The 13,853-nt window shown below is 40.7% G+C and carries 9 protein-coding genes; 1 reads left to right on the top strand and 8 read right to left on the bottom strand.

Features of this window, described 5'->3' with window-relative positions:
• Nucleotides 1–75: 75 nt before the first annotated feature.
• Complete coding sequence (locus NQ505_RS13520; RefSeq protein WP_004302280.1) at nucleotides 76–756, bottom strand: MIP family channel protein; 681 nt, start codon at nucleotides 754–756, stop codon at nucleotides 76–78.
• A 147-nt stretch (nucleotides 757–903) separates the two neighbouring features.
• Nucleotides 904–1,830 carry a hydrogen peroxide-inducible genes activator gene (locus NQ505_RS13515; protein ID WP_009000812.1) on the bottom strand — a complete coding sequence of 309 codons (927 nt, stop codon included), beginning with the start codon at nucleotides 1,828–1,830 and terminating at the stop codon, nucleotides 904–906.
• Between the two features lie 136 nt (nucleotides 1,831–1,966).
• On the opposite strand from NQ505_RS13515, the gene NQ505_RS13510 reads away from it, so the two are divergent.
• Nucleotides 1,967–2,443, top strand: a complete 477-nt coding sequence (locus NQ505_RS13510; RefSeq protein ID WP_004305814.1) for a Dps family protein — start codon at nucleotides 1,967–1,969, stop codon at nucleotides 2,441–2,443.
• 122 nt (nucleotides 2,444–2,565) lie between these two features.
• Here the strand turns inward: NQ505_RS13510 and NQ505_RS13505 are convergent, their stop codons facing one another.
• The 6 genes from NQ505_RS13505 to NQ505_RS13480 form a co-directional block, all read right to left on the bottom strand.
• Nucleotides 2,566–4,914 carry a glycoside hydrolase family 3 N-terminal domain-containing protein gene (locus NQ505_RS13505; protein WP_259825086.1) on the bottom strand — a complete coding sequence of 783 codons (2,349 nt, stop codon included), beginning with the start codon at nucleotides 4,912–4,914 and terminating at the stop codon, nucleotides 2,566–2,568.
• 216 nt (nucleotides 4,915–5,130) lie between these two features.
• On the bottom strand, nucleotides 5,131–6,555 hold the full coding sequence (locus NQ505_RS13500; protein ID WP_008999079.1) for a BT_3987 domain-containing protein: 1,425 nt from the start codon (nucleotides 6,553–6,555) through the stop codon (nucleotides 5,131–5,133).
• A gap of 31 nt (nucleotides 6,556–6,586) precedes the next feature.
• Nucleotides 6,587–7,759, bottom strand: a complete 1,173-nt coding sequence (locus NQ505_RS13495; RefSeq protein WP_008999078.1) for a DUF1735 and LamG domain-containing protein — start codon at nucleotides 7,757–7,759, stop codon at nucleotides 6,587–6,589.
• Between the two features lie 9 nt (nucleotides 7,760–7,768).
• Nucleotides 7,769–8,833, bottom strand: a complete 1,065-nt coding sequence (locus NQ505_RS13490; RefSeq protein ID WP_008999077.1) for a glycoside hydrolase family 18 — start codon at nucleotides 8,831–8,833, stop codon at nucleotides 7,769–7,771.
• Nucleotides 8,834–8,864: 31 nt separating this feature from the next.
• Nucleotides 8,865–10,430 (bottom strand): SusD/RagB family nutrient-binding outer membrane lipoprotein, encoded by a 1,566-nt coding sequence (locus NQ505_RS13485; protein WP_008999076.1) that lies wholly within the window; start codon nucleotides 10,428–10,430, stop codon nucleotides 8,865–8,867.
• Between the two features lie 3 nt (nucleotides 10,431–10,433).
• Nucleotides 10,434–13,790, bottom strand: a complete 3,357-nt coding sequence (locus NQ505_RS13480) for a SusC/RagA family TonB-linked outer membrane protein (RefSeq protein ID WP_008999075.1) — start codon at nucleotides 13,788–13,790, stop codon at nucleotides 10,434–10,436.
• Nucleotides 13,791–13,853: the final 63 nt, after the last annotated feature.

The raw sequence follows: 13,853 nt of genomic DNA, 5'->3' as shown, positions 1-13,853 counted from the left end.
TTACGCAAAAGAGGGCGGTAGTTGTGAAACTGCCGCCCTTTTACTTTCTTCTTTATATTCTTTCTTCTAAAAGAGTTATTTCTTATCTCCCAGATAATTCCAAACAACTGCACTCAATGCAGCTCCTACAAATGGAGCAATGATGAACAGCCACAACTGCGACAATGCTTCTCCTCCTTGGAATAATGCCGGAGCAATACTACGTGCCGGGTTTACAGAAGTCCCTGTGATAGGAATACATACAATATGTACCAATACAAGAGTCAAACCGATGGCAAGTCCTGCCAGATTACCTGCTCCCTTCTTCGGATCGGTAGAGCCGAGCACTACCAATACAAATATGAAAGTAAATACTGCTTCCGCAATAAATGCCTGCAACATTTCTCCATCGCCAAAACCATTCGAACCTGTCGCTGTAGGCCCGTCATGAGCACCGGTAGAAACTAAAGCAAAAAGAATAGCCGAGCCGATAATAGCTCCAATTACCTGGAAAATCATATACATACCTGCATCTTTTCCATTCATACGACCAGTCAAAAACACTCCTAATGTAATAGCAGGATTAATGTGACATCCCGAAATACCTCCGATAGCATACGCCATCGCTACTACGGATAAACCAAAGGCTAAAGCTACGCCGATTGTTCCCACACCAGCACCTACTGTATCAGCCAAACCACCAGCAAAGACGGCGCTACCACATCCCATAAGAACGAGCACCATCGTTCCAATCATTTCTGCAATGTACTTTTTCATAGTAATTAATATTGTTTTTTGTTTACTTTCCAAAAATAAGCAATTCAGACTAGAAATCAAAACATATCCATATTATTATAACGCAACTTTGCTACATTTTTTACTGAAAGAGATTGTTCTCGATGGAAAAAGGGATTCCCTAATGTGCTATAACAAACATTGTATGGACTGTAAAGAAAGCATTTCCTTGGGAACCGCCGCCTTTATTTCCTCTTTCAGGACGCATAAGAGACTGTGGCGAATAAAATCTTTATTTGTTACCAGTACCACTTGCCGTGTAGGTCGGGGAATGGCAAACGGACGTACCAACTGCCGCTGTTCTTCCGTCAATTGCATCACTGCCAATTCGGGAATAAAAGTGATTCCTTTTCCACTTTCTACCATTCGCATAAAGGTTTCCATACTTCCCAAACGATAGGCCATCTGATTAACCTTCACGGCCTCCATCTGACAGAAACGGACGAGTTGATCGCGAAAGCAGTGTCCTTCGTCCAAAAGCCAAAGATGTTCGCCTGTTATATCAGAAGTGCGGATCATATCATGCTTGAAAGAGGATTCTTTTCGTGACACATAAGCGTAAAATTGCTCATAGAAAAGAGTTTCTTCTGTCAAGAACGTATCTTCCAGTTTACTGGCAATAATTCCCGCATCCAAATCTCCGGCATGCAAAGCCTGCTGAATATCCTGTGTCTTCATTTCCGTGACACGAATATCCAGTTCGGGATATTTTTCCATTAGTTGAGGAAAAAAGCGAGGAAGCAGATAGGGAGCGATAGTAGGCAATACCCCCAAGCGAAATACGCCTGACAATGACTGTTTATCTTCACTGATTATTTCTTTCACTTGAGCTGCCTGCGCCAGAATCACGCGAGCCTGGTCTATCACTTTCTGTCCGATGGCTGTCGGACAAACGGGCTGTACTGTCCTATCGAACAACTTTACTCCCAGTTCATCTTCCAGTTTCTGAATCATTGCACTCAAAGTAGGCTGCGTCACACGACAATATTCAGCTGCCCGTGCGAAATGCCTGAACTGGTCTACAGCCAGTATATACTCTAATTGTTGTATCGTCATCTATCAAATCTTATTAAGTTATAGATTTCATCTATGCAAAGATAGAAATTTTCAGTTTGACAGCAAGCATTTTACGCCTTATCTTTGCAGTACAGAAAAAAAGAAAATAAGTATAAATCATTAAAAATAGAAGAATATGAAAACTTTAGAATTTATCAAATTGAACGAATCGGGAGCAAACAACGTAGTAGCATCTTTGCAACAACTATTAGCAGACTTCCAAGTGTATTACACCAATCTTCGCGGTTTCCACTGGAATATCAAGGGACATAATTTCTTTGTACTCCACAGTCAATTCGAAAAGATGTATGATGACACGGCTGAAAAGGTGGATGAAATCGCAGAACGTATCTTGATGCTGGGTGGTACTCCTGCCAATAAATTCAGCGATTATCTAAAAGTAGCAAATGTGAATGAAGTGGATAAGGTAAGCAACGGAGACGAAGCATTGAATAATATCCTTCAGTCTATCAGCTATCTGATTGGTGAAGAACGTAAGATCTTATCTATCGCTTCTCAAGCCGGAGACGAAGTAACCGTTTCGATGATGAGCGATTATCTGAAAGAACAGGAAAAATTGGTTTGGATGTTGGTTGCTTATAATAGCAAGTAATTAAAATAAAAGGTTTAGGTTTTAGGTGAGAAAGAGAGGATATTTCCGCAAAAGGAATATTCTCTCTTTTTTATTAAGAGAAAACGAAACAGGAAATCTCTTAATATAGATATTAATAAAAATTACTCCACTAAAATAACATTCTGCAACCTAATATCATTAGAAGCGGCACCAATCATAAGATGGAAATTTCCAGACTCTACTACTTTCTTCAAAGTATAGTTAACCAAGAAAAAGTCCTCCTCTGTCAAAACAAAAGTAACTTTTTTCTCTTCTCCTTTTTTCAAATGGAAACGTTCAAAATGTTTCAACTGTTTCATCGGCTGAACAACTGATGCATATTCATCTCTCATATAAAGTTGTGATACTTCTTCACCATCATACTTCCCTGTATTCTTTACTTTAAATGAGACTTCAAAACAACGAGCAGATTTCTGCACTACCTGCAAAGCAGAATATTCAAAAGTGGTATAACTCATCCCATAACCAAAGCTATATAACGGAGAAGATGACACTTCCACATAATCATGGTTCCGAGGAGCTTTCTTATTATAATAAACCGGAATCTGGCCTACAGAACGCGGAACGGAGATTGGCAAACGTCCGGAAGGATTATAATCTCCAAAGAGAACATCCGCTATGGCATTTCCACCCTCCTGCCCCGGATAGTAAGCAGTCAGTAGTGCATCAGCATATTCCGAAGCCCAATTCTTTTCTAAAGGACGACCTTCAATATAAACGACAATCAAAGGCTTACCTGTCTTTTGCAAAGATTCCAATAGTTCTTGTTGTCTACCAAGTAAGGATAAACTGGCACGGTCAAATCCTTCTCCACACTCCATATCACTTACACTACCCTCTTCAGCTACAGCCGCACCTGTTTCTTTATAGCTCGTTTTAAAATCACGGGCACTGGAACCACCCACAACCACAATTACAACTTCGGAGCGACGGGCAGCTTCAATTGCTTGTTCTATCTCATTCACTGTAGTATCACGAATAGCACAGCCTCGTACATATTCCACACGAGAAGGAGATAATTTTGTTATAATTCCATCAAGAACAGTTTTCACATTACTATCTTCCTGCGGAGCTGTATAGTCCCCTAACATATTATATCGATTGTCAGCATTAGGGCCAATTACCGCCACCTTATTTATCGTCTTGCTTAAAGGAAGAATTGAATTCTCATTTTTGAGAAGTGTTATGGAAGACTGTGCGATTTTACGTGCCAGTTCGATATGTTCTTTACGGCGTACTGTTTTAGCAGCAATTTTCGGATCCACATAAGGATGCTCAAACAAGCCCATCTCAAACTTCATCCGTAACACCCGGCAGACAGCCGTATCAATCACAGCCTTATCCATTTGTCCGGATTGAACTGCATGACAAAGGTTGGTATAAGCATCCCCACCCAAGTCAACATCAACGCCAGCCGTTACAGATTGTATGGCTGCATTCTCTTTAGTTAGAGCAACAAAGTGGCTTTCGTGAATCCCTTCAATACTATATAAATCGGAAACTACAAAGCCACAAAACTTCCATTCATTACGCAAGAGTTGAGTCAGCAAATAATGGTTCGACGTACAAGGTATCCCATCTATCGAATTGTATGAAGTCATTACAGACAATGCCCCTGAATCTATTGCCTTACGAAAAGGAGGAAGAAAATTCTGATGCAAATCACGAATACCGACTGAAGCATAATTACCATTCTGTCCACCCTCCGGCACAGCGTATGCCAGAAAATGTTTCAAGGTAGCTATGGTAGCGTATTTTTGTGATAGATTACCTCCACCTAAACCGTCAACCATAGACGCCCCTAAAATGCCACTCAACACAGGATCCTCACCAAATGTTTCTTCCACGCGGGACCAACGGGGATCACGGGTCAGATCAAGTACGGGACCGTAACTAATATGCCCACCTTGGGAACGAATTTCTTTAGCGATAACTTGACCAACTTCTTTTACTAATTCCGGTGACCAGGTAGCCGCCATTCCGATACCCGTAGGAAAAACTGTAGCACCAATTGCCATGTGCCCATGAGGGGCTTCTTCCGCTAAAAACATCGGAATTCCCAGACGGGTATTCTCCATCACATACTTTTGCAATGCATTTCCGGCTTTCGCTGACAATTCTGGATTTAAGCCATTAGCCAATGTTTTCTTTGTCCAGGGATCAGCACGATAAGTTGCCCAAAGCATTCCGGCATTTCTTTCTTTAATCAATTGCTTGAACTTTCCGGAAGGATAAACCTTACTACCATGGATTTCATACATTTCCCAACCTAAAGGACAAAGTAACTGGCCAACCTTTTCTTCCAGAGTCATGCGGGAAAGTAAGTCTGCGAGTCTTATATCTATTGATAAATTAGGGTTTTGATAAGTCAAAACAGAAACCTGCTGTGCAAAAATAGGAGTACATGTCACCCAAACACATATCCATAAAATAATAAAAATATATTTCATTGTATTTCTTAATGTAAGTCAGTTCTTTTTCTACAAACAACAAAGTAACTTTTTATTTTCATTATATCTCCGTTATTAATCAGCTTTCTCCCTTTTTTAAAAAGGCTCTATGGGATTATGATAAAAAAGTCCCGTAAGATAGAAGTATTCTCTACTCACGGGACTTTCATTCAGATTAAATTACTAATCCTACCCTTCAATTCGATTTACCATCTATCACCAATCTTTCCTGATCATGACCTCGTCACATACAACTTCATCGTCGAATATATCACGAGCGATAATATCTAAACTCTTTTTCTGTGTACTCCACGGCAACCACGAGCCTGATTTACGTTCTTCCTGATAGGGTCCCATACCAAAAACAGTAGTGAGCCCATAGCCTCTACTATTTACTCTACTTAAATCTCCATAATTTCTGGCATACCATTGATAACCAGTCAACTCTTGCGAACCTGCTCCCATCTGCTTCATTTGAGCTCCACCTGCAGCAGAAGGATATAAATTATAATTAGGGAAGAAATAATCGCAATACTCACCTGGTGTCATGCCATCTACTGATTGAAGATAGCTCATCGATCCCCATAAGAACGGAATAATAAGCCTGTCAGGCATTAGCTTTTTAGTTTCATAGCATAAACGTGAAGCATTGGCACTTGACGCATATGATGAGAATCCAGGTTTTATGTCTACTCCATAAGAAGAATATTCGTCATCGAACAAGACACCATCCAGTCCGTATTGATCACAAAGATTTTTCAATTCACGGGCAAACTGTTTACAAGCCTCTGGCAACATAGATCCGCATCCTGTAAAATCTCGATTACCACAAAGCCCCATGACCACCTTGATGCCCATATCCTGCAAAGGCTTAATATATTTATCACGATTATTCAACAAATGGACAATATTAGGATTCTTGTATACATAGGCTTGTCCTGTTTCAGCATTATAGTTAATACCTGCTGAAAAGAGACACACAATGTCGAACAATGGTTTTCCACTTTTTTTCAAGAACATCTGCGTATGGATCAACGGATTCTCCCAGTCTAATCCAAAACAACTCATCACTTTTACATCAGGATCCTTTTGCGGATTGATGCGGTCTCCCTGTGCCTTAATTAAATAGTAATAAGTATCTCTATCTTCAGACAGAGCTATGTCGGAAGCTGATTCAATGCGGATAGGAAGTACATACGTTTTGCCTGTTTCCAGTGATTCTCTTGCTTCTAACTTAATTTTCACTGATTCAGATACTAAATTTCCGGCCTCAACAGTTACCACTTTTCCATTCTCGAAGACTACTTGTACAATGGGAAATATGGCAAAGTCCGTTCCATGTATCTGATTGTAATTAATCAATAACGATTCGTCTGCAATCAGTGTACATTTTGTATCAGCAGTCACAGGTTTCGTTAATTGGATGTTCAGCTCCACTTGTTCTCCTTCAGCATTGTAAAGATCGATTAGATTCTTTCCATCTCCCTGCACATTGCGCAGGAATGCACAAGGATGCTCGTTCACTTCGTAGCGGTCTTTGTCCACCGTATATGCCGTAAGATCATCTTCGCACGAACTCAACGCCATGAACCCTCCCCATGCGGTGAGCATTACGATTATCTTTATCCATTTATTATACATATCATATTGTTTTTACATTCAACATATTGTTTTATTTTGCAGGTAGTTCCACTGGTATCCACGTGATCTCATTAAGAGCTACTGCGTCATTTCCATGCCCAGTGCGATCGGTAACCTTACTACCTTCGCCATCGTCAAATTTCCAATAGGCAACCAGTCCTTCCGAATGTGGATCAACATAATAAAAGTTAGAAGCGATTTCTTCCTGCGTACGAGCAGTTTCCCACACACGCATTTCACACATTTCACCTACCCACCAACGACTCTTATCCCAAGAAGCACCAATAAGAAAACCTTTCATATTGCTGTCGTCAGCTGACCCTGAACTTTTCAAATTAATACTTTTGCGAGTAATTGAACCTTCCGATTGAGGTTTTCCATTGATATAAATGATTACATTTCCACTGCTAAATGTGAGAGCAATATGTATCCATTCATTTGCTGGCAGCACTTTGGTTGCATCCTTACCAGGGAAATTAGTACCTGTACTCAACATTAGTTGTCCCGGATAAAGAGTGTCACCTGTACGGAGAAGAAAATATCCTTCAATTCCCATCAATGAAAGGATATCATTACTTGATTCCGGATTCGTGAAAGACTTGGCACGAACCAAGGCCTCGAAAGTGAGCTCACTCATCGCACTAACATTGCTTTGCCAGTTCACTTTGCAATAATTTCTTTCCATATTGGCCACTACGTTAATCAAAGCAGCGCCCTTAAAGATATAATAAGTAGTAGCACTACGCGCCAAGATGGTACAATCACCTGCATCTACAATACGTACCGGCAATACATAACGCTTCTCGCGATCTAACTTATCAACATCTACAAAGTCAATTACCGCTTGTGTACTACGTACCGTTCCAGCCGGAATGATAGCTTCGGAAGTGGTGAATTTATATTGTGCTTCTGGCAATGGCAAGGCATTGTCTTTATATACAGTGTTGTATTCGTCCACTTTTGAAAGATCAGCAGCGAATCTCACAGTGATATCATGATCAAGAGCTTTGGGTAATGCAGTCTGCAGAGTTTTAGTATAGGAAGGTTCACCCGGCTTGATGAGTAGTGTTTCTTCCTTTTCCGAGTTAAGATATACTTTGCTTTCAAATGACGACTCTTCGATACCATCACCTGCACAAGCAGACAAAACGGCAGCACAGGCAAATGTTATCAGGAAGTACATCCAAGAATTAATCTGTTTCATACCTATTCTTTATTTAATAACTGGTGGATTCATAATTGAGATAGCTTCACGAATATTAGGATAGACCTTTTCAGAATGATAATAATCATTCTGTGTCTCCAAAATATAGAGTCCGGCTTTCTTGTAGTCATTATTGAACGAAACTACCCACCGAGCACATCCACTTACCGCACTGACAGCATTTCCTTTCACATCCCAGAAATGGCCAGTGGTCTGATCTTTTGCATCAAGTGAATAAGTACTGGCAGTCACTATAAAACGGTCGAAAGGAATTCCCGACTTGTCCATCACATTTGCCATCAGATAATCGATATCTGTAGCTGCTGTTGCAGCTGAAGTTTCGACGATAATATACTTAGAATTTAACAACAAGGATCCCTCTGCCAAATACTTATCCTCAATGAAATGTGGAGTTCCTCTAAAAATAAGTATCTTACCAGTATGTTCATTATACCAATTAATAAATATATCCAAGAAAATTGACTGACGGGCAATATAATCTTCCTTTTCGTCATTCGTCATATATCCAGTATACAAACCTACATAGCGAACAATTACGCCATCATACCCTTCTTTCTCACACAATGCCAAATGTCTGTTTACATACTCGGTTGCATAATCCGCAAATGTCTGTTGCTCTACTTCGGATGCACTTTCCAAATCTTTATACTCTTGTGAGAGGGTAGCAAAATCTATTTCATAAACAAACTTCATTCCTTTTCGGTCACGACAAGTCATCATCTCTTTCTGCATCCAATCAGGCAACACTTCCGGCTGTTTAAGTGAAATGATATCAATGCTATCGGGAAGATTGGTGAGGTGGTAGCGACGGCCACCCTGATTATCCAGATTATCAAACTGGGCAATAACTACCTTGTGGCTCACGTGCCGATAGTTGCGTATGCTTTCCAAGTACTTTTCATATAAAGCCGGTTCCTGCTCTGCAATGTTCGGCTGATTGACAGTAAGACTCTCCACTTCCGTCCAGTCATCACACGAAGCAAAGGTGAATACCGCGACTATGCAGACTGCTACCATCATCCATTTATAATTCTTAGTAAATAAATTCTTCATTTTTACTACTTTATTTCTTTGTTAGTACTCATTATTCCTTGCAATCCCACCAAAGATGAGTTGCCAGATTGTCCGGCCCGCCCAACAGTTTCAAAGCAGCCTGATAATTTTGTGCATTGCTTTGCCCTTCTCTTGTAGGATAAATGCAACGACGAGGAATCTCATCATTATTCAGCAAACCATTACTGTTATTCTGCACAACGGGTAACACTTTCGGATAACCTGTACGGCGCATGTCAGACCACGACTCCAATCCCAGCAGGAAGTTTGCCAGCCATTTCTGCACGATGATGCGTTCCAGGTTTTCTTCAAAAACACCTCCGTTATTCCACTGTACAGTGATGTTACTAACTTTGTTAGAATAAGAATTCTTTCCAGAAGGATCAGAATAAGTATCCGGAGCCTTGGTACTATGAATGTAATTGTCATCAGACACTCCCCAATATTCAAACGAAAGTTTAATACCCTGTTCATAATACGACTGTGCTGTTCCACCGCCCATGTTCCAACCACGCAACGCACCTTCCGCACACAAGAACATCACCTCTGACGGATACATCCATACCAACGGCGTTTCGCGTTCTATTTTAATGGTAGAGAACTTATTGAAATCTGACGAGCCAATCGGAGCCAACCCCGTACGAAGTCCGCAATAGGTTTGAGACGAATATCCCGACTCATTAAAATATGCAGCACGGCGCGGATCATTATAAGCATTCATATAAATAGTCATATCAGCAATAGCCCGGTGGTCACCCTCATTAAACTTAATAGCCTCATTCAATGGATTTCCAACATTAGAGAAAGTTGTCAATCGAGCTACATCGTCGTTCGATGTCATTACACCCACCGAGTGATTCACCGCTTCTTCCGCCAATTGTTGTGATGTCTTTCCATCTACATTAAATTGTGGCACGTAACAAGTACGTATAGCCAAACGAAGTTTCAGTGAATTGGCAAAACGAATCCATTTCAGCAAATCTCCCTTAAATATCAGGTCGGCATTCTGGGAAATAGATTCTGTCTGATGATCGGTTAGTTCAGTAATTGCTTGATTTAATTCGACAAACATTGCCTTATATACCTGCTCCTGTGAATCATAAGCTGTCTGTACCTGACCGTCAACTCCCACTTGCGTGTAAGGAATAGGCCCGTATGTATCTGTCACTCGATGCATAGCAGCCACTTTAATTATATGGGCTATCGCTTGGGGAACCACATCGTCCGTCACTCTCTCTATACTACTCACATAGGGGAAAATATAAGGAATCACTTCGTTAAATTCCACTCCGGACCAATCTGCAGGCGGATCGAAAGTTGAAAACTTGTTAGGCCATGAATTAGCTTTCGATTCAGCAGCATAGCGTCCCCATGTTCCTCCCAACAATAAATCTACATACTGCGCACGACTTGTACTGGTGGATATTACATTGTTCTGCAAAGTAATCAGTGAAGTCGTGATGTTGTATCCGTCGGCTTCGGCTTGTTCCTCCGTAACACCTGCATGATTCTGATTAATGTATTCATAATTGGGTGTGCATGCCGTGACAAGACCGCAAAGTACCCCAAATGATATGTATTTTATTATATTTTTCATAGCTTAAAACTTTAATCGTACATTAAATCCAATATTCCGGGTAGACGGCATCATAAAATAATCAATGCCCTGATAATAATTACCTGTGGTAGCTACGTTCTCCGGATCGAAAGGAGCCTTGCAATAAATCATCCATAGGTTACGTCCAACAATGGAGAGGTCGATATCCATTACACCTCCCAACCACTTGCGCGGGATAGTGTAACCAATGGAAGCCTCCTGCAAACGGACGTTCGTCGCATCATAAGTATAGAGTTGTGGAATACCTCCTGATACAGCCACTTGATTATACCAACTATGCGCCTCTATTAAATCACCTGCATCCATGATACTTTGATTGATTCGTACACCACCATTGTCACGGGCAATGGCAGAAACTTCGGACACACCATAATAATCCAATGTAGCTTGTGTACGCGAATATACTACTCCACCCAAACGTGCGGCAAGCATAAAACCGACGTTTAAATTGCCTATATCAAAACGGTTACGCCACGCCAAATTTCCTTTAGGCAACACACTTCCCAACTTTTTCCAATTCTCTGGTTCTTTGATACCTTTTTCATAGACAACCTTACCTTCGGAATCCACATAAATGTTACCATTATCATCACGTACAAAGTCTGCGGAAGAGTACATATCGCCCAGTGTCCCCCCTTCTTTCAACAAGAAATGCACATCACCCAGTCCTTTCATATCCAATGAAGATATAGAGAAGAGCTCCCCGGTGACCGGATTAACCAGATTGTTACCCAACTCGATAATTTTGTTATTGTTGGTACTAAATGTCAGATTAGAGTTCCATGTGAATTTTCTCCATGTATTCTTAAAACCTAATGCCAATTCCACACCCTGGTTACGAATATTTCCTGTCTGCACATAAATAGTACTATAACCCGAGCCAACCGAAATGTCAGGTTGGAAAAGCTGGTCATAAGTATTAGTCAGATAATAGCTAAGATCGGCATTAAAATACTTCAGGAAGTTAACAGTCAAACCAAACTCCCAAGACTTAGTACGTTCGGGCTTTAAGTTTGAAACCGGATAATTCGTCAACTGTTCAAACGTAGAACTGGTATTATTCCATTCAAGTACCGGGTTTGCAACAAAACGCTTAAACGCATTACCTACCGAAGCATAAGAAGCACGCACTTTCAAAAACGAGATATAATCTTTCGACAAGTTTGGAATCATTTCTGAAACAATGACTGATGCACCTATAGAAGGATAGAAAAACGATTTGCTTGTAGAGGCCGGTCCTGCCAACTGCGAAGGCCAATCGTTACGACCGGTCAGTGTCAGATAGTAAGTACTCTTATAACCAATTTCTGCACTGGCGAAGATAGAACGGGTCTGTTCCCTCCATGGATTCTCCACTTTTTCCAATGCTTTGTTACTCATATTAGATAGATTAAAAACATTGGCAACACCTGTCGTCTCACCTTCTATCGAACCATCGCGAAGAGGACTACGCATACCTGTATCTGAATAGTTCAGATCGGTGAGCGATACACCAAGAGTAGCAAAAAGAGACCAATCATTACCAAACCGCTTGTTTATATTTGCAAGAATATCACCATAAATCTGCATGTCCGATGAGCGGGTGATAGCATACAATCCATTCTTTGACAACATCGTCAGCTGTTCGGGGGTAGAAGCAAAAATGCGCTCCGTATATTTATTTACAGAATTATCCAAACGGATACGTCCTGACACATTCAGCCAATCAGTAATCTCATAGCTCAATGACGCATTCAACATATAACGGTTCTTGCTGTTCTCACGCAGATTACGGTAGTTGATCCAATAAGGATTCTGAATAATATACTCACCCGGATCCATTGTAAAATAGTGAGTCATAATCTTACGTTGCGGGTCGTAGCGTTCGAACATCTCCACGTCTTCCCAGTCGTTACCCCGGGGGAAGAGGTATGCACCAATCAGTGGGTTATAGTTGACACCCTGATTAGTCATATTACGATCTTTCTGATAGATATAACTGGCACCCACATCGAGCTTCATCTTATCATTCAAAAACGAAGTGGTATTGCGATATGTAAAATTATAACGATGATAACCATTGTTGGGAACTATTCCTTTTGAATCTACAGCACCTACAGAGAAATATGTTTGATTACGCTCCGTACCGGTAGAAAGGCTCACTGTCTCTGTAGCCACTAATCCTCCTTGCAAATAGTCACTTGCAGGATCATATCCGATATAAGATGATGAAGAAAGTAAGTCACCCCAACTCATGTCACCCGAACTGGAACCATAACGATTTTGGAACTTAGGCATAACAAATGCTTTCATGAATTCCATAGAACTAGACACTGTCACAGAGAGTTTTCCCTCTTTTCCTTGTCTCGTAGTCACGATGATCGCACCATTGGCAGCATCCGAACCATAAAGAGCAGCAGCTGCTGCACCAGTCAGTACGGAGAGCGATTCGATATCTTCAGGATTGATGTCGGCAATAGCTTCCGTCACACCCGAAGAACCATATTCCGTACCTCCTTCACCTTTCGAATTATACATTGGTACACCATCTATCACATACAATGCATTAGATGACTGTTCAATAGATTTAGTACCACGCATGATAACTCTGGAAGCACCTCCTACACCAGACGAAGATGAATTGATATTGACGCCGGCCACTTTGCCCGAAAGAGAATTGACAAAGTTAGCATCTTTATTTTCCAAAATATCATCCGCATTAATCTGCTGCACATTATAACTCAACGCCTTTTCCGCACGTTTGATACCTAGGGCAGTGACTACCACTTCATCTAAAGTTTTCGCATCCTCTTGCATTATTATTGCAAGTGAATTTCTTTCTGTCACCGTTTGAGAAGCAGCCACATATCCAACATAGGAGAATTCTAATATTTCTCCTTTGGCAGCCTGTAAAGAGAATTCGCCATTCAGATTTGTCACAGTACCTGCAGAACCTCCTTTAACTGAAACATTGACGCCAATCAATGGCTCACCATTGGCATCCTGCACCACTCCCGTTATTGTTTTCTTTTCAGGAGCAGGTTTTCCTGCAGGAACAATCATTATATATTTATCTTTAATCTTGTAAGTCAAACCTGTGCCCGAAAGAATAATAGTAAGGGCTTTTTCGAGAGGTTCGGCATTGATATTCAAATGAATTTGTTTTGTTTTCTCCAATTTTGACTCATTAAAAGCAACCAGATAAGCTGATTGTTTTTCTACGTCCTGCAACGCTTCCTGTAACGTTACATTTTTCTTTTTGATCGTAATTTTAACATTACCTTGAGCAAAAAGGGCTGTTTGCAATAAGAAACAGCTAAAAATTATAAAAAGAACAGCTTTAAATCGATAAAAATTCATAGATTTGAGCGTTTTTAGTGTTAACTCATAATATTTATTTCTCAAAGAGTAAGCATATAGCTT

It is taken from the genome of Bacteroides sp. D2 (assembly GCF_025147085.1).
Lineage (GTDB): Bacteria > Bacteroidota > Bacteroidia > Bacteroidales > Bacteroidaceae > Bacteroides.
Note: the sequence above shows the minus strand (reverse complement) of the source record. Positions and strands in the feature narration are given on the sequence as shown.

Bases quoted from the DNA above. Each gene is read 5' to 3' on its own strand.
- NQ505_RS13520 (WP_004302280.1), bottom strand. From the start codon at position 756: ATGAAAAAGTACATTGCAGAAATGATTGGAACGATGGTGCTCGTTCTT.
- NQ505_RS13485 (WP_008999076.1), bottom strand. From the start codon at position 10,430: ATGAAAAATATAATAAAATACATATCATTTGGGGTACTTTGCGGTCTT.
- NQ505_RS13500 (WP_008999079.1), bottom strand. From the start codon at position 6,555: ATGTATAATAAATGGATAAAGATAATCGTAATGCTCACCGCATGGGGA.
- NQ505_RS13515 (WP_009000812.1), bottom strand. From the start codon at position 1,830: ATGACGATACAACAATTAGAGTATATACTGGCTGTAGACCAGTTCAGG.
- NQ505_RS13505 (WP_259825086.1), bottom strand. From the start codon at position 4,914: ATGAAATATATTTTTATTATTTTATGGATATGTGTTTGGGTGACATGT.
- NQ505_RS13510 (WP_004305814.1), top strand. From the start codon at position 1,967: ATGAAAACTTTAGAATTTATCAAATTGAACGAATCGGGAGCAAACAAC.
- NQ505_RS13490 (WP_008999077.1), bottom strand. From the start codon at position 8,833: ATGAAGAATTTATTTACTAAGAATTATAAATGGATGATGGTAGCAGTC.
- NQ505_RS13495 (WP_008999078.1), bottom strand. From the start codon at position 7,759: ATGAAACAGATTAATTCTTGGATGTACTTCCTGATAACATTTGCCTGT.
- NQ505_RS13480 (WP_008999075.1), bottom strand. From the start codon at position 13,790: ATGAATTTTTATCGATTTAAAGCTGTTCTTTTTATAATTTTTAGCTGT.